A 15,653-nucleotide genomic window follows, 5' to 3' on the forward strand; every position below is an offset into this window, starting at 1 on the left:
CCGCCTCCTACCCCTGCAGGGCCTGTGCGGCGGCGATGCCCAGCAGGACCACGAGCGTCACCACCACGAAGACGACGATCCGCTGCCGCAGCAGGCGCGGATTGGCGGGCCGGAGCGCACCGGACCCGGTGCGGACCCCGGGCCTGGACGCGGACGCGGGACCGGACCCCGTGCCGGGTCCGGTACGCCCGCCCGTGCGCGGGGGCTTGCGGTGCGGCCCGGAGCCGCCGGTGCGCGGCGACGAGGCGCGCGGCGCGGCCGGTCGGGGCGCGGGCGTCCGCTGGGACCGCCCCTGCTGGGTCGTCCGTTCCGTGTACCGCTCGGTCAGCGGCCCGGTGTGCCGCTCGTGCCCGGCCCTCTCGTGTCCGCCACGCTCATGGACACCGCCACCGCGTTCCGCGCGCGGCCCGGCCGGCCGGCTGTCGGAGAGCCCCTGCGCCTCACGGGCGGCGATCTCCTTGAGCCGCATGGACAGTTGCAGCGTGCTGGGACGTTCCTCCGGGTCCTTGGCCAGACAGGCCCGCACCAGCGGGGCCAGCGCGTCCGGCACCCCCCGCAGCTGCGGCTCCTCGTGCACCACCCGGTACAGCATCACCTCGGAACTGCCCTGCCCGAACGGCGAGTCGGCCATCGCCGCGTACGCCAGGGTGGCGCCCAGCGCGAAGACGTCCGTCGCGGGCGTGACCGCCGCGCCGCGCACCTGCTCGGGCGCGAGGAAGCCGGGCGAGCCCACGGCCGTACCCACATGGGTGAGCGTGGACGCGCCGGTCGCCCAGGCGATGCCGAAGTCGATGATGCGCGGGCCCTTGGGCGAGAGCAGGATGTTCGACGGCTTCAGGTCCCGGTGCACGACACCGGCCTCGTGAACGGCCACCAGACCCTCGGACAGCGCCGCGCCGATCGCCGCGACGTCGGCCGCCGGCAGCGGGCCCTCCTCGGCGATCTTGTCGTGCAGCGAAGGACCGGGCACGTACTGCGTCGCGAACCAGGGGCGCTCCGCCTCCAGGTCGGCCGCGACCAGCCGTGCCGTGCACCCGCCTCGGATGCGCCGCGCGGCCGACACCTCACGGGCGAACCGGGAACGGAACTCCTGGTCCTCGGCGAGGTCCGGCCGGATCACCTTCAGGGCGACCCGCTGTCCGCGCCGGTCGGAGCCGAGGTACACGACCCCCATGCCGCCTGCGCCCAGCCGCCGGTGCAGCCTGAACGACCCGACGACACGCGGATCCTCGCGCCGGAGCCGCATCATCGCCATGTCCGTCCCCTACCTACGGTGGGGAGGCCCCACCCCGCTGTCGCGGTCCTAATGACGTGGCCCAGCTTACGTACCCGCGCCCTGGTGCGCTCATAGGCCGCGCCCTCTCGTCGGCATCGATTGTCAGTGCTGGCGCCCTGATGTGAAGGGTGGTCAGGCGCCCCCGCCCGTACGCCGACCGGCGCCGCCCCGCCGCCAAGGCGCCCATGGCGGACGGCACTTGACGCGGGCGCCGCGACGGACGGGACGCGGGGCCCGAGGGGCGGTGGCGCGTGCGTTGGACGGGCCCCGGACGGCCGTGGGCCGGGCCGGTACGGAGCCGGAGCGGCGTACGTGATCGAAGTCACCCGGACCCCGGGGCGGGGCGCCCCTCAGAGGGCCGGGCGGGGCGGCGGGCCGGGGCGACGGGGTGATCCCCTCCGGGAACACCCTCAGAGCGGAGCCCCCGTGTCCAACCACGGGAGTACGCGATCCGCGGTCGCCTCATACTCCGGGAGGCCCGGCAATCGGTACGCGGGCATGACGCCCCGGCACGTTCGTCTCCCTAGTGTTGAGGTCAAGCGGCGGGTGCAGCACTCGTCCCCCGAGGTCGGACACCCGCCGCTTGCCAGACACGACAGGAGAGGGCCATGGCGGACACGGCAACGCGGACGATGATCCGCACGCGGGGACGGAAGGCTTTCGACTCGTTCGGCGGTCGTCCGTCGGGCCGGCGCCACCCGCTGGTGGCCACGGCCATGGTCCTTCCTCTCGCCACGCTCCTGGTCGTCGCCTTCGGCGGCTGGGAGGCGGTGGTGACACAGGCGTCGTCCGTGGGCGTGATGCTGGGGCGCTGAGCGGCGCTCCGGACCCGGGAGAGCGGCCCGGGTCGGGGACATCCGGCCAACAACCCCGTGGGGACGGGGGTGCGGCGGACGGCAGTGGTGGCCGGTCAGCTGGGGAGCCGACCGGCCACCGCTCTTTGCGGCCCGTCCTCCCCACCGCGCTGACCGCACCACCCAGGGCCGGGACGAGAGAAACCCCCGGCCGCACGAGGCGACCGGGGGTGTGATCTGTGCGCGATACTGGGATTGAACCAGTGACCTCTTCCGTGTCAGGGAAGCGCTCTCCCGCTGAGCTAATCGCGCGGGCGACGCACCGGAGTACCGGCGCGGTTACTGCGTGTGTACTGCGTGCGCGATACTGGGATTGAACCAGTGACCTCTTCCGTGTCAGGGAAGCGCTCTCCCGCTGAGCTAATCGCGCGCAGATCCTCGCGGATCCAGTGGACGATACTGGGATTGAACCAGTGACCTCTTCCGTGTCAGGGAAGCGCTCTCCCGCTGAGCTAATCGTCCTTGGAGGTGGAGACGGGATTTGAACCCGTGTAGACGGCTTTGCAGGCCGTTGCCTCGCCTCTCGGCCACTCCACCTGGAGTGCAGGGGTTCGGGAAGGATCCCCCACTTCGAGCGGACGACGAGATTCGAACTCGCGACCCTCACCTTGGCAAGGTGATGCTCTACCAACTGAGCCACGTCCGCCTGTCGTTTCGTTTCGCTTGCGCGTCCCGGCGACGTGTTGAACTCTAGCGGATTCCCGGGCCAGTACAAAAACGCGTTTCCCCAGCGTGCTGCGCCACTGCCCGCCCGAGCCCGCGCCGACGACCCCGCTGACCTCGGCGCACGTCACTCGACCGGCCTCCCGCCCTACACTCGCATCCGTGCACGACCTCGCTCCTCTGGCCCGCTTCGGCGGCCTCGTCGCAACCGACCTGCGGGATGTCACCAGTGACCCCGAGGCCCTGGACTCCGCCGGCTTCTGGGCCGTCTGCGCGGACTTCGAAGGCCGTCTGACCTGCGCCCGCTTCGGAGACGTACGCCCCGACCCGGTACCCGCTCCCGTCCCCGGCCGGTGGCGCGGGCCCGCGCCCGACGACTGGACGTCGTCGCTCGACCGCGAGGCGTACATCGCGGGCGTACGCCGCATCCGCGAGCACATCGCGGCCGGCGACGTCTACCAGGCGAACCTGTGCCGGGTGCTGTCGGCGCCGCTCCGCGACCCGCGCGCGGACGTGGACGCCCTGACCGCCCTCCTCGCCCGGGGAAACCCCGCACCCTTTGCCGGAACGATTCGGCTGCCCGCCCACGGCGTCGAGATCGCCACCGCCTCGCCCGAGCTCTACCTGCGGCGCCAGGGCGGCACCGTCGAGTCGGGACCCATCAAGGGCACCGGCAGGACCGCCGACGACCTGCTGGAGAAGGACCACGCCGAGAACGTGATGATCGTGGACCTCGTCCGCAACGACCTCGGACAGGTCTGCGCCACCGGATCCGTGACCGTCCCGGCACTCTGCGCCGTCGAACCCCACCCCGGCCTCGTGCACCTCGTCTCCACCGTGCGGGGCGAGCTCCGGCCCGGCGCCGGCTGGTCCGCGCTGCTCGACGCCACCTTCCCGCCCGGCTCGGTCACCGGCGCCCCCAAGTCCAGCGCCCTGAAGATCATCCAGACGCTGGAGACCGCCCCCCGGGGCCCGTACTGCGGCGGTATCGGCTGGGTCGACGCCGACCGCCGCACCGGAGAGCTCGCGGTGGGCATACGCACCTTCTGGCTCGACCGGGCCGAAGGAATGCTCCGCTTCGGCACCGGCGCCGGCATCACCTGGGGGTCCGACCCCGAACGCGAATGGGCGGAGACCGAACTCAAGGCATCCCGGCTGCTCGCGGTAGCGTCGGGCACGCACGAGGCGAGCGGAAGGACCATCCGGACATGAAGCTGTGGGTCGACGGCGGGCTGCACGAAGCGGACACCGCACGGGTCTCCGTACTGGACCACGGCCTGACCGTGGGCGACGGGATCTTCGAGACCGTCAAATCGAGCGACGGCCGGCTCTTCGCCCTGGACCTCCACCTCGACCGGCTCACCCGCTCCGCGCGCGGCCTCGGGCTCCCCGACCCCGACCTGGACGAGGTGCGCCGCGCCTGCGCCGCCGTGGTGGACGCCAACCCCATGCGGCTCGGCCGGCTCCGCATCACGTACACCGCCGGCCTGTCCCCCCTCGGCTCGGACCGGGGCGACGCCGGACCCACACTCGTGGTCGCCATCGGCGAGAGCGCCCACCGCCCCGACACCACCGCCGTGATCACCGTCCCCTGGACCCGCAACGAGCGCGGCGCGCTGACCGGGCTCAAGACCACCTCGTACGCGGAGAACGTCGTCGCCCTCGCCCGGGCGCACGGCAACGGCGCGTCCGAGGCGCTGTTCGCCAACACCGTCGGACAGCTCTGCGAGGGCACGGGCTCCAACGTCTTCGTCGTCCTGGACGGCCGGATCCACACCCCTCCCCTCGCCTCCGGCTGCCTGGCGGGCATCACCCGCGCGCTGACCGTCGAGTGGACGGGCGCCGAGGAGACCGACCTGCCGATGGACGTCCTGGAACACGCCGACGAGATCTTCCTGACCTCCACACTCCGCGACGTCCAGGCCGTCCACCGGGTCGACGGCCGCGAGCTGCCCGGAGCGCCCGGCCCCGTGACCACGAAGGCCATGCGCGTCTTCACGGAGCGAGCGGCACAGATGTGACACCCGGGACGAGCGGCCGCCGCGGCGAACGGCCGAAGGGCCCGCAGGGCCGAAGTCCCGTACGGAAAACGTGATGCCCCTCCCGCGCGGGGCGGGTAGAACAGCGGTGATGACCACCACCCTGCGGCCGACAGGGCCGCTTCAGCAGGCCGACGACGGCACCCTGACCCGCTCCTACGAGGTCTGTGTCAACAGCCGCCCCGTCGGGGCGGTCGAACTCGGCACGGTGCCCGGCCTGGGGCGGACGGCGGGCGTGATCCGCTCCCTCCGCATCGACGAGGCGGACCGCAGGCGGGGACGCGGCACGGTGGCCGCGCTCGCCGCCGAGGAGGTGCTGCGGGGGTGGGGCTGTGCGCGGATCCAGGTCTCCGTGCCCGCCGACGCCTCCGTCGCGCTCCGCCTGGCGGCCGCCCTCGGCTACACCGAGCGCGGCCGCAACATGTCCAAGGACCTCGTCGGCTCCCGCGAGCAGGACGAGCTCCGCGAGGCACCCGGCACAGGTGGTTCCGTACTGCCGGCAGGACTGTCGGTCCGGCCCATGACCGAGGACGAGTTCCATGGCTGGTACGCGGCCGCCACGGAGGACTTCGCGCGCCAGTGGGTCGCCCGCGGCCTGTCGGAGGAGGAGGCGAGGGCCAAGTCCGAGACCAGCCACCGACAGCTCCTGCCGGACGGGCTCGCCACCGGGGGCACGCGTTTCCATGTGGCGGTACGGGACGGTGCGATCGTCGGCCAGGTGTGGACGGGGCCGGCCCCGGACGGCGCCGAGCACGGCGCGTACGTCTGGGACGTCGCCGTCGCGGCGGAGGAGCGCGGCAAGGGGTACGGCCGGGCCCTGATGCTCTTCGCCGAGCGGGTCGCGCGGGACTCGGGGGCGCACCGGCTCGGACTCCACGTCTTCGCGGACAACACCCCGGCGCTCCGGCTGTACGAGTCGCTCGGCTACCGGACGACGCACATCAACAGCCACAAGCCGTTGCTCTAGGGCCGTCTCCCGGGGGCCTCGCTCGCAGTGCCGCCCGGGCAGGGCCCGGGGTCAGTCCCGGGCCAGCAGGCGGTCCACGATCTCCTCGATACGGGCCCGCAGCCCCTCCTGGCTCTTGCCGCCGTCCAGCCGCTCGTCACCGATCACATAGGTGGGCGTGCCGGTCACCCCGATGGCCTTGCCCTCCGCCTCGTCGGCGTCCACGACCAGCAGATGCCGGCCGTCGATGAGAGCCGTGTCGAACTCCTCCGCGTCCAGCCCGAGTCCGCGCGCGACCTCCAGCAGGAACGACTGGCCCTTCGCCTCCAGTTCCTCGGTCCTGGCGAGCACCGCCTCGGCGTAGGGCCAGCCGATGCCCTGGGCCAGCGCCTCCTCGGCCGCCTGCGCCGCGGCGTACGCGTGCTTGTGCTTCTCCAGGGGGAAGTGGCGCAGCCGCAGCTCCAGCCGGTCCCCGTACCGGGCGCGCAGTGCGCGCAGGTCGTCCAGGGCGGTACGGCAGTCGGGGCACTGGAGCTCGCACCAGACGTCGAGGACGACGGGCGCGGCGCTGCTGGCGGAGGTGGGGTCGCTCATGACAGCAGTCTCCCAGCCCGCGCGCCGCCGCCCCAACCGGGATCCGACCCCGAACCGCGCCGGGGCCGGGCCGGCGGACCGGCACCTGGGGAGGAGGCCGTCCCGGAGATCTCCCGGAGATCCGTCCCGGGGCGCCACGCACCGTGGCCGCCGCACCGTCGGGAGGTGCACGATGGAAGGGACCGACGCGACGCCCCACACGCCTGGAGGACCGGATGCTTGCCGAGACCATATGTTCCGCGGTGTCCGCGGCGGGGCTGGGGATCGCGGCCATCACGGCCTACCGCAAGCGGTTCCTGGCCGCGGGGCGGATCGCCGCGTACGCGCTGGTCCCGCTCGGCCTGGTGATGACGGGCGCGGTGCAGTGGCTGGCCGACACGGCGTTCAGCCCGGTGGCGTGGGCCGGCTTCGGGGTCCTGGGGTTGTCGTGGCTGCTGTTCACGAGTACCCGTGCCGTGGAGCGGCGCCGGGGCGGCACCACCCGTGAGGAGCGCAAGGCCGCGCGGGCCGGACGGTCGCGCGAGGCGGTCGAGCCCGGCGCTTCGGCGCCCTCGCTGGACGCGGGGAAGCCCGCCCGGAAGCCCGGCAGGCCGTCGCAGGCCGCGCCCGCCGACGACTTCAGCGACATCGAGGCCATCCTGAAGAAGCACGGCATCTGACGGCCACCCCGACCGCGCCCGCGCGATCCGCCTACGGCCCCCGGCCGGCGTCGGTGCGGCGCTCCACGACGCGGTCCGCCCGGCGGCGGGCCCGGCGGGACCCTGGCGAAGGGTGGCGTTGGCATGGCGACTGGTGCACCAGACGGTGAACTAGCCTCTCAGGGACGCTTTTTGGTCATGGAGGGGCCTTCGCGTACGCCATGATCTGCCCCGAGATGCTGGATACCTCGCGGGAGCAGAACCCCGCCTCCACCGAAGAACCGCGCGGCTGCCTGTTCGCGCTCTCCCAGCCACCGCTGATGATCTTCCTCGCGGTGATCGGCTTTCTTCTCCTGATGGCCGCCGTGCACGATCTCTTTCTCCTGTGACCGCCCGGACCGCCCAGACCGCCGGGACTGACACGACCGCCCGGACGGCCGGGGGCGCCTGGACCGCCGGGGGCGCCCGGACCGCCGTGGGCGCCCGCCCCGTGCCGGGTCGCGGGACCGGCACGCACGCCGGACGATCAGCCGGCCGCCTCCTTGCGGCGCGCCCGGTAGGCCGCGACGTGCAGCCGGTTGCCGCAGGTGCGGCTGTCGCAGTAGCGGCGCGAGCGGTTGCGGGACAGGTCGACGAAGGCGCGGCCGCAGTCGGGCGCCTCGCAGCGCCGCAGCCGCTCCTGCTCGCCCGCCACCACGATGAACGCCAGCGCCATCCCGCAGTCCGCCGCCAGATGGTCGGCGACGGATGCGCCGGGCGCGAAGTAGTGCACGTGCCAGTCGTAGCCGTCGTGGTCCGTGAGCTGCGGGGTCGTGCCTGCGGCGGCGACCAGCTGGTTGACCAGCTCGGCGGCGGTACGGGCGTCGGGGGCCGCGAACACCTCGGCGAACCGGGTCCGCACGTCCCGTACGGCCCTCAGGTCCTGCGGGGTGAGCTCGCCGACGCCGCTGACGTCGTGACCGCGTACGAACGCGTACAGCGACGGAACGTCCCCGAGGGTGTCGCCGCGGCCGCCTTCCGGCGCGGTGTTCATGAGATCGACGACGGTGTCGAGGGCGATCCGGGTGTCGTGGGGGATCAGCACGATACGCTCCCTGGCCTGCTGCGGGCCGGTGCCCGCCGAATTCCGCCCGACTCTAGCGGCTCGCCCTGGCGGCGCCGGGGCCGCGTCCGCGGTGTGGGAGGGGGCCGGGGAAAAGGCGTCGGCGCCGTCCCCGCGCCGGCTTGCGCGGTGACGGCGCCGACGGCTGCCGTTCACGGGCGTATGAGGTAGTCCGGGCGGCGCCGTCGCCCCGAGTCGGACGGCGCCGTTCGGCTCTCGGCCTGGCTCAGCTTTCGGCCAGGATGTGCGAGAGTTCCGTGTCGAGGTCGAAGTGACGGTGCTCGGTGCCCGGGGGCACCGCGGCGTCGGTCCGCTTCAGGAACGACTCCAGGGCCCGCGCGGGGGCTTCGAGCAGCGCCTCGCCCTCCGGGGAGCTCAGCGCGATGCAGACGACGCCCTGGCCGTGGCTGCGGGACGGCCAGACTCTGACGTCGCCGGTACCGGTGGGGCGGTGCAGACCCTCGGCCAGGAGATCGCGGGCGAAGACCCACTCGACGGTCTCCTCGGCTCCGGTGTGGAAGGTGGCGTGCACGGCATACGGATCGGCCGTGTCATACCGCAGGCCCGCCGGTACAGGCAGTGAGGACTCGCTCGATACAACGAGGCGCAGGTGCAGCTCGCAGCTGACCGTGGTGTTCATAAGCGCCAAGGCCTTTCGCTCAGTGTGCGCTCGGGGATTCGCACGTCGGCGAAATCGACATGCCACCTACGGTGCCGTTGTAAACCCCTCTGTCTGTTTTGTGGCCCTTGGGATAGCTCGTACGGCGGTGTGTAACCAGCTTGAACGCCCCCATTCCAGTGGTGCGCACACTTCTCGCCGAGGCCGCGCCGGTCCGGTAGGTTGGGCCCCATGAATGCGGAGAGTGACGAGCGGGGGAAGGTCGCCGACGACCCGGTGGCCCCGGCACCCGCGACGGGGGACGTGACCCGGGGCGCGCCACGGCGTGCGCCAGGAGACGCGCCGGGAGACGCGCCGGCCGACCGGGCGGCGGTCGGGGCGGGGGGCGGCGCGACGGGGGAGGCGGCGCCGGCCGCCAAGAGTGAGCGGCCCCTGGGGTCCCGGGCGCCCGAGTTCATCAAGGCCGTCCGGGCGCTGCACATCAGCTGGCAGGTCGGCGTCTTCGTCGTCGGCCTCGCCGTCGTCGGCACCGGCATCGTGATGCTCCCGCTGCCCGGCCCCGGCTGGCTGGTGATTTTCGCGGGGATGGCGATCTGGGGGACCGAGTTCGTCTGGGCGCAGCTCGTGCTCCGCTGGACCAAGCGCAAGGTCACCGAAGCCGCGCAACGCGCCCTCGATCCGCGCGTACGGCGCCGGAACCTGATCCTCACCACCGTGGGGCTGGCGATCACCGCGGCGCTCGTCGGCGTCTACGTCTGGAAGTTCGGGATCGTGATGCCCTGGAAGATCCCCCAGTGACCGCCGGCCACCCCCGAATCGGGTCAGGGGCACCCGCTGACATGCGGTAATGTTTGCGGTGCGCCCGGGCGATTAGCTCAGTGGGAGAGCGCTTCGTTCACACCGAAGAGGTCACTGGTTCGAACCCAGTATCGCCCACCACCCGGACCGAAGGCCCCGGAGACAGACCGTCTCCGGGGCCTTCGGCGTACCGCCGTCGCCCCCGCGCCGATATCCCGGTACGGGGGTGACAGCGGTGCGGGACGGCCGGTCAGCGCATCCGGCCCACCGTCTCCCGCAGCCGCCGCACATCACGCAGCCGCTGCTCGTACGTGGCGCCCACCGCCAGCAGCAGTACCCCCGCCAGCGCCGGCGGCAGCCACCGGGGCAGCACGCCCACGGCCTGGACCACGTACGGCGCCAGCTCGTGCGCCCCGACCAGCAGCAGCACCGCGCCGCCCAGCAGCAGCGGCGCCGCCAGGCGCAGCCGCGCCCCCACGAGCGTGACACCCAGCGCGACCAGCCCCAGCAGCAGCGGCCGCGGCCACTGCGTGTCGGCCCAGGCCGCGACGAGCGCGGGGAACAGCCCCGCCGCCAGACCCGGCCCGTACGCCGTCCACGACGACACCTCCGGGTCGCGGCGCGCGCGCAGCACGCCCACCACCAGCGCGGGCACCGCCACCGGCAGGGCGTACGCCTCGGGTGCCGACACGTCCCACACGGCGAGCCGCACCCACGACGCCGCGACGAACAGCCCGGCCGCCGTGTACCCGGCGACCCGGCGCCGCTCCGGCCGTACCGCCGTCGCCGCCGCGATCACCCCGCACAGGCCCAGTGCCAGCGCCAGCACCGCCGGGCGGTCCGCCGCCAGCCCCAGCGCCGACAGCGCGGCGGCCACACCGACCCCCTCCACCGGGAGCCCCGCCGGATCGTGCCGCAGCCGGGCCCCCAGCAGCGCCGCCGAGGCGGGCACCACCAGCAGTGCCAGCGCCACCTGATGCGCGGGCAGCCCCCCGGCGGCGGCAGCGGCGGCCACCAGGCCGGTCACCGCCACCCCGGCGACCCCGGCCGACAGCGCCCTCGTCCCACCGCCCGCCAGGGCCGCCGCCCCCGCGAACAGGGCGCCGAGCACTCCGAGCACCGCGAGCGTCGCGGCCTCCCGCGCGAGCGCCGGCAGGAGCACGACGACCGCCGACGCGATCCCGCAGCCGAGCGCCACGCGCGCCAACACCGTGACAGGAGCCACCCGAGCGGCCCCGGCGCCCCTGGAGGCCCCGCGGGCACCTTCGGAATCGCCGGACCCGTCAGCGCCTCCGGCCCCGTCAGCACCTCCGGACCCACCCGTGCCGACGGACCCTCCCGCGTTCCAGGTGCCGACGGTCTCCCGCAGGCGCCACGCCGCCGCCTCCGGCCGTACCGCCAGCGCCACCGCCGCGAAGGTCACCAGCGACTGCGCGACCAGCGTCGCCGCATATCCCGCACCCCACACCGACGGCAGGGACAGCGCCGTCACCCACGCCAGCGCCACCGCCCCCGACCGGGCGACGACCCCCCGTACCGCCGCCAGACAACCGGCGACCAGCAGCGACACCACCGTGGCCTGCCACGGCACCCCCGGGCCCGACGGCACCGCACCCGACCACACAGCGGCCGCGGTCACCGCCGGGGCCGCCAGTGCCGCCACCACCGGCACCAGCGCCCACGCGGCCGCCAGCCCCTGTACCGCCGCCGACGCCCCGGCCAGCCCCGGTGCCACACCGCGCGGCGCCACACCCCGTACCGCCGCGGCGACCGCGGCGACCACCACCGCGCACAGCACGTACGCCACGAACACCCAGTCCGTCGGCAGCGCCTCCCGCACCAGGCCGCCCGCACCCACGACCGCCACCAGCCCGGCCGCCGACGCGCACGCCACTGCCGCCGAGGACGACGCGACCCGCCACGCCGCGGCCACCGCCACACCCGACGCCACCAGCAGCAGCACGGCGGGCCCCGCACCGCCGTCCACCACCGACAGCGCACCGCCCACGAGCACCGCCCAGCCACCGGCCGCCGCCGCGGCCGTCCACGCCACGACCCGCACGCCGGCCACCGAAGCCGACCGGACCCACAGCGCCACCGCCACATCCGCCGCGGCCGTCGCCAGCAGCGCCCACGCCACGGTCAGACCACCCGCGTCCGCCGCCAGCGCCCACAGCGGCAACGGCAGTTGCGCCGCCACCACCGCCGCGGGCCGTGGCGTACGCGGCCCGGCCACCACCGTGCCGTACCCCGCCCAGACCGTCGCCAGCACCGCCGACACGACGGCCGCGTACGCGACCCCGCCCATCTCCGACAGCGTCACCAGATACAGCGCCAACGCGTCCAGCACCATCAGCACCAGACCCAGCACCGCCACGGTCTCCGCCGTCGCGCCCAGCCCCCGGCGCACCAGCGGCACCGGCACCGCGAGCGCCGCGACCGTCACGGCCGTCAGTACCGCCGCCCGCCCGCCGATCCCCATGTGACCCCAGCTGACCAGCGTGAACGCCACCGCGGCAATCCCCAGCAACGCCCCGCCCAGCGACAGCAGCACATTGCGCGCACCGCGCGGCGACGTCTCGGCCCGCGCCGCCACCGCTCCACGCGAAGGCGGCACCGGTCCCGGTACGGGCACCGACGCCGGTACGGACAGCACACTCACCAGCCACGCGCGGCGGGCCAGCAGAACCGAACGGCGCGCGTCGAGTCGAGCCAGTTCCCGGTCGAGGAGCGCCAGTTCCTCAGCAGGTGGCGGAACGTTTCCCATGCGCGCAGTGTGGCCCCCGCCACACCGGCGGCACATGCGTACGGATACTCAGACCTGATACTCAGACCCGTCACTCGGGCGCCCCCGGGTGCGTACCGGGCCCGTGCGCGACACGCGTCCGCCGCCGGGGTCTCACGGCCCCCCCGAAGCAGTTTGAACGAAACACGCGGGGACCTGTATGGTTCAGTGCGTTCCCGGGCGATTAGCTCAGTGGGAGAGCGCTTCGTTCACACCGAAGAGGTCACTGGTTCGAACCCAGTATCGCCCACCGGGAAAGGCCGGTCCGTCACGACGGACCGGCCTTCTTGCGTCGTCACGCCCGTCGTACGACACTCCGCGTCCGTCACGCGGCCGCCGCCGGGGCGTCCGGCCGCAACGGCCACGCCGGATCCACCGCCTCCTGCGAACCGTTCCGCGCGAACCAGGCCTGCAGACCCCGCGCCTGCGCCGCGTGCCACACGGCCTGCCGCGTATGCAGCTCCGCCGCCGACAGCTCCTCCAGGCGCTCCGCGAACCGCCGGCCCACCGCCCGTACGACCTCCAGCGCCGCCGTCGCGTCGGCCGCCGCGTCATGCGCCCCGTCCAGGACCACCTCGTAGTGCGCGCACAGATCCGTCAGCGTCCGCCGCCCCTTGCGGTAGCGGTCCAGATGCTTGTCCAGCACCCGTGGATCCAGCACGCACAGCGGCGCGTTCTGCAGATACCGCGCCAGCGACGAGGCGCGATGCCGGCGCAGCTCACGGTCCAGCAACGTCAGATCGAACGGCGCGTTCATCACCACCAACGGCCGCCCCGCGGCGCACTGCTCGGCCAGCGACCGGGCTATCTCCTCCATCACCGGCGCCGGCCAACGACCGTGCCGCTGCAGGTGATCGTCCGTCAGCCCGTGCACCTCCGTCGCCCCGGCCGGCACCGGAATCCCCGGATTCACCAGCCAACGCGTCGTACGCAACCGCCCACCGGCGGCATCCTGGACGACCACCGCCGCCGAGACGATCCGATCCCGCTCGACGTCGACTCCGGTCGTCTCCGTGTCGAATGCGGCCAGGGGCCCCTCATACCAGAGCGTCATACCCCGAACTCCTCGCCCTTGCCCGGCAGATGGCCTGATCCCCCTGCCGAATCGGTGATACCCGGGCCGTTTGCGCCGTACGCAACCCGGTGACAACACAGATGACGAGCAGAGACGTCGCACGACGACGCCCGGAACAGATCCCGGCGGAAACCAAGCTGATGAGCCGTCAGGGAAAGGGACACCGCCGGACCGCACGCCCGGAAGGCACGAAGAGCCATGGCGCTCGCGCAGCCCGACCCTGGAGGCACCTCCCGTACCGAAGGTCACGGGCAGACACTGCTGCCCCCGCAGCCGACGCCACCCCTACGCGGCACACTCGCGACCACCGCCTGCATGGAGACCCTCCAGGTCGGCTACCTGCACGCGGTCGCGGCCGCCGCCGGCTGCTCGCTCTCCCAGCCCTTCCCCGACAACGGCATCGACTGGCACCTCAGCCACAGCGCACCCGGACACACCGTCGACGACGAGGTCACCATCAAGGTGCAGCTCAAATGCACCTACCAGATCCCCCCGCACCCCCCGGGCCCCGCCTTCTCCTTCACCCTCGACAACGACCACCTGGTGAAGCTCGCCCGGACCCCCGTCTCCGTACACAAGATCCTCGTCGTGATGCTCGTCCCCCGGACCCAGGACGAATGGATCCGCGCCGGCCACGACCGCCTCGACCTGCGCCACTGCTGCTACTGGACCAACCTCGCCGGCCATCCCGTCACCGGCAGGCGCCGCACCACCGTGCGCGTACCGACCTCACGGATATTCGACGACCGGGCACTCTGCGAGATCATGACCCGCGTCGGGCTGGGAGGAAAACCCTGATGCGCCCACCCGCCGACGAACCCCTGCGCCCCCACCCCACCGGCGACCCCCCGTTCGGCGCGCCCCGCCCGGCCGACTACCACTGGCCGGGCCCACCACGCCCCGACCGCGTCGACCCGCTCGTCCTCGGCGCACTCCTCGACCGCCACGGCTGGCACCGGCGCGGCGGCGCCGCCGGACGCTACGCCCGCTGGACCCCGCCCGGCCCCACCCCGGGCACCACCAGCCTCCTCGTCCCCGAAAGCCGTGCCTTCCCCGACTGCGACGACCTCCTCGCCGAAGCGATCGCCGCCCTCGCCCGCTGCGCCGCACCCTCCGCCCGTGACGTCCTCACCGGCCTCACCGTCCCCAGCGACGAGATCCGCTGGCGGCGCGACACCCCCCACAGCTCCACCGGCACCGTCCCCTGGACCGTCCAGGAACGCCTCCGCTCCGCCGCCCGCCAGATCCTCCTCGCCGCCGCCCTCGCCGTACGCGCCCGCACCGGCTACCACGGCGCCCGCCACCGCCGACAGGCCCAGGCCCTCCTCGAAGGCGTCCTCGTCGGCACCGACCACGACGGGCGCGGCCTCACCGCCTTCGTCCCCGTCGACCCCGGCCGCACCGTCACCACCCGCCTCCACCACGCCCTGCACGCCGCCCGCGACGCCATCGACTACCAGCGGGCCACCGGCGGCATGGAAGCGTTCGACGCCGCCGTCCGCGCCGGCGTCAGCCGCGAACTCACCGAAGCGCTCATCGCGCTCGTACGCGGCGCCGAAGGAGCCGGCGTCGCCCTCGCCTGGGCCCCGGCCGCCGGACCCCCCGACGGCTGCGCCGCCCGCCCGGAGCCGGTCGAGTTCTCCCCCGGAGACCTGCCCGCCCTCCGCGAAGCCGGCTCCCGGTACCTCCAGGACGAACCCTCCGTCCCGGTGCGGATCACCGGCTCCGTCGTCCGCATGCGCAGGCCGGGCCCGCACGGCCCCGGCACCGTACGGCTCCGGGTCCTCGCGGGCGCCGAGGTGCCGCACGTACGGGTCACCCTCGACGAGGACGCCTACAGGGCCGCCGGCCACGCCCACATCGCCGGGCTCCCCGTCCGCGTCGCCGGACGCCTGGAGAGCCGGGGCGGCTTCCGGCGCCTCACCGACGCCACCGGCCTCACCGCCGTACAGGTGGACGAGGCGGAACGCGACCGCCTGATGAAGGCGCTCCAGGAGGGCCAGGGACCCTTCGGCGACGACACCGGGACCCGGGACTAGGGGACGGAGGGGACTGAGGGGACTGAGACGACGGGGGACGGAGGCGGAGACGGAGACGGGGACGGAGGCGGAAGCGGAGGCGGGGACGGGGACGGCCTGGGGGCCGCGGCAGGGGGACCGGCCGTCGCACGGGGACGCAAACCGTTTCGCGGCCGACGCCGACGGCTCGGTACCATTCCGTACTACATTGCGCGCGCCCCTCACCGGGTGCGCTTCCCCGTCAGT

At 73.9% G+C, this 15,653-nt stretch carries 15 protein-coding genes and 7 tRNA genes; 11 read left to right on the top strand and 11 right to left on the bottom strand.

Features of this window, described 5'->3' with window-relative positions; translation table 11 throughout:
- Positions 1-7 precede the first annotated feature (7 nt).
- The gene (locus tag ACGF5U_RS26500) at positions 8-1,255 is read right to left on the bottom strand and encodes a serine/threonine-protein kinase (RefSeq protein ID WP_392718425.1); all 1,248 of its coding nucleotides are present in this window, start codon (positions 1,253-1,255) and stop codon (positions 8-10) included.
- Between the two features lie 629 nt (positions 1,256-1,884).
- Here ACGF5U_RS26500 and ACGF5U_RS26505 point away from each other — a divergent pair.
- Complete coding sequence (locus ACGF5U_RS26505) at positions 1,885-2,091, top strand: hypothetical protein (RefSeq protein ID WP_392718423.1); 207 nt, start codon at positions 1,885-1,887, stop codon at positions 2,089-2,091.
- A gap of 219 nt (positions 2,092-2,310) precedes the next feature.
- On the opposite strand, the gene ACGF5U_RS26510 is transcribed toward ACGF5U_RS26505, so the two are convergent.
- The 5 genes from ACGF5U_RS26510 to ACGF5U_RS26530 all read right to left on the bottom strand — a co-directional run bounded on the left by ACGF5U_RS26510 (position 2,311) and on the right by ACGF5U_RS26530 (position 2,776).
- Positions 2,311-2,382: transfer RNA gene (locus tag ACGF5U_RS26510), tRNA-Val, on the bottom strand.
- A 46-nt stretch (positions 2,383-2,428) separates the two neighbouring features.
- Positions 2,429-2,500, bottom strand: a tRNA-Val gene (locus ACGF5U_RS26515).
- 20 nt (positions 2,501-2,520) lie between these two features.
- Positions 2,521-2,592: transfer RNA gene (locus ACGF5U_RS26520), tRNA-Val, on the bottom strand.
- A 1-nt stretch (position 2,593) separates the two neighbouring features.
- Positions 2,594-2,667 (bottom strand) — tRNA-Cys (locus tag ACGF5U_RS26525).
- Positions 2,668-2,703: 36 nt separating this feature from the next.
- Positions 2,704-2,776: transfer RNA gene (locus ACGF5U_RS26530), tRNA-Gly, on the bottom strand.
- A gap of 179 nt (positions 2,777-2,955) precedes the next feature.
- Between ACGF5U_RS26530 and ACGF5U_RS26535 the strand changes: the two genes are divergently transcribed.
- The 3 genes from ACGF5U_RS26535 to ACGF5U_RS26545 all read left to right on the top strand — a co-directional run bounded on the left by ACGF5U_RS26535 (position 2,956) and on the right by ACGF5U_RS26545 (position 5,799).
- The gene (locus tag ACGF5U_RS26535) at positions 2,956-4,005 is read left to right on the top strand and encodes a chorismate-binding protein (protein WP_392718421.1); all 1,050 of its coding nucleotides are present in this window, start codon (positions 2,956-2,958) and stop codon (positions 4,003-4,005) included.
- Positions 4,002-4,814: an aminotransferase class IV gene (locus ACGF5U_RS26540; protein WP_392718419.1), complete on the top strand. Its 813-nt coding sequence runs from the start codon at positions 4,002-4,004 to the stop codon at positions 4,812-4,814. The genes ACGF5U_RS26535 and ACGF5U_RS26540 overlap by 4 nt, the downstream gene beginning before the upstream one ends.
- Before the next feature lie 109 nt (positions 4,815-4,923).
- Positions 4,924-5,799 carry a GNAT family N-acetyltransferase gene (locus tag ACGF5U_RS26545; RefSeq protein WP_392718416.1) on the top strand — a complete coding sequence of 292 codons (876 nt, stop codon included), beginning with the start codon at positions 4,924-4,926 and terminating at the stop codon, positions 5,797-5,799.
- Between the two features lie 51 nt (positions 5,800-5,850).
- Here ACGF5U_RS26545 and ACGF5U_RS26550 read toward each other — a convergent pair whose 3' ends face one another.
- Complete coding sequence (locus ACGF5U_RS26550; RefSeq protein ID WP_392718414.1) at positions 5,851-6,372, bottom strand: DsbA family protein; 522 nt, start codon at positions 6,370-6,372, stop codon at positions 5,851-5,853.
- A gap of 215 nt (positions 6,373-6,587) precedes the next feature.
- Between ACGF5U_RS26550 and ACGF5U_RS26555 the strand changes: the two genes are divergently transcribed.
- Both ACGF5U_RS26555 and ACGF5U_RS26560 read left to right on the top strand, forming a co-directional pair.
- Positions 6,588-7,031 carry a hypothetical protein gene (locus tag ACGF5U_RS26555; protein ID WP_392718412.1) on the top strand — a complete coding sequence of 148 codons (444 nt, stop codon included), beginning with the start codon at positions 6,588-6,590 and terminating at the stop codon, positions 7,029-7,031.
- 200 nt (positions 7,032-7,231) lie between these two features.
- Positions 7,232-7,399 (top strand): hypothetical protein, encoded by a 168-nt coding sequence (locus tag ACGF5U_RS26560; protein ID WP_392718451.1) that lies wholly within the window; start codon positions 7,232-7,234, stop codon positions 7,397-7,399.
- Between the two features lie 137 nt (positions 7,400-7,536).
- Here ACGF5U_RS26560 and ACGF5U_RS26565 read toward each other — a convergent pair whose 3' ends face one another.
- On the bottom strand, positions 7,537-8,094 hold the full coding sequence (locus tag ACGF5U_RS26565) for a CGNR zinc finger domain-containing protein (RefSeq protein WP_392718410.1): 558 nt from the start codon (positions 8,092-8,094) through the stop codon (positions 7,537-7,539).
- A 244-nt stretch (positions 8,095-8,338) separates the two neighbouring features.
- The gene (locus tag ACGF5U_RS26570) at positions 8,339-8,752 is read right to left on the bottom strand and encodes an SsgA family sporulation/cell division regulator (protein WP_003959770.1); all 414 of its coding nucleotides are present in this window, start codon (positions 8,750-8,752) and stop codon (positions 8,339-8,341) included.
- 210 nt (positions 8,753-8,962) lie between these two features.
- On the opposite strand from ACGF5U_RS26570, the gene ACGF5U_RS26575 reads away from it, so the two are divergent.
- Together ACGF5U_RS26575 and ACGF5U_RS26580 are read left to right on the top strand one after the other, a co-directional pair.
- Positions 8,963-9,529, top strand: a complete 567-nt coding sequence (locus tag ACGF5U_RS26575) for a TIGR02611 family protein (protein WP_392718408.1) — start codon at positions 8,963-8,965, stop codon at positions 9,527-9,529.
- A 66-nt stretch (positions 9,530-9,595) separates the two neighbouring features.
- Positions 9,596-9,670: transfer RNA gene (locus ACGF5U_RS26580), tRNA-Val, on the top strand.
- Between the two features lie 109 nt (positions 9,671-9,779).
- On the opposite strand, the gene ACGF5U_RS26585 is transcribed toward ACGF5U_RS26580, so the two are convergent.
- Positions 9,780-12,296, bottom strand: coding sequence for an SCO7613 C-terminal domain-containing membrane protein (locus tag ACGF5U_RS26585; RefSeq protein ID WP_392718406.1), 2,517 nt, complete (start codon positions 12,294-12,296; stop codon positions 9,780-9,782).
- A 196-nt stretch (positions 12,297-12,492) separates the two neighbouring features.
- On the opposite strand from ACGF5U_RS26585, the gene ACGF5U_RS26590 reads away from it, so the two are divergent.
- A tRNA-Val gene (locus ACGF5U_RS26590) sits at positions 12,493-12,564 on the top strand.
- A 75-nt stretch (positions 12,565-12,639) separates the two neighbouring features.
- Here the strand turns inward: ACGF5U_RS26590 and ACGF5U_RS26595 are convergent.
- The gene (locus ACGF5U_RS26595; protein WP_392718404.1) at positions 12,640-13,368 is read right to left on the bottom strand and encodes a 3'-5' exonuclease; all 729 of its coding nucleotides are present in this window, start codon (positions 13,366-13,368) and stop codon (positions 12,640-12,642) included.
- A 219-nt stretch (positions 13,369-13,587) separates the two neighbouring features.
- On the opposite strand from ACGF5U_RS26595, the gene ACGF5U_RS26600 reads away from it, so the two are divergent.
- The gene (locus ACGF5U_RS26600; RefSeq protein WP_392718402.1) at positions 13,588-14,187 is read left to right on the top strand and encodes a DUF4365 domain-containing protein; all 600 of its coding nucleotides are present in this window, start codon (positions 13,588-13,590) and stop codon (positions 14,185-14,187) included.
- On the top strand, positions 14,187-15,428 hold the full coding sequence (locus ACGF5U_RS26605; RefSeq protein WP_392718400.1) for a hypothetical protein: 1,242 nt from the start codon (positions 14,187-14,189) through the stop codon (positions 15,426-15,428). Before ACGF5U_RS26600 ends, ACGF5U_RS26605 begins: the two co-directional genes overlap by 1 nt.
- Positions 15,429-15,653: the final 225 nt, after the last annotated feature.

Source organism: Streptomyces sp. NPDC047886 (genome assembly GCF_043204435.1).
Taxonomy (GTDB): domain Bacteria; phylum Actinomycetota; class Actinomycetes; order Streptomycetales; family Streptomycetaceae; genus Streptomyces.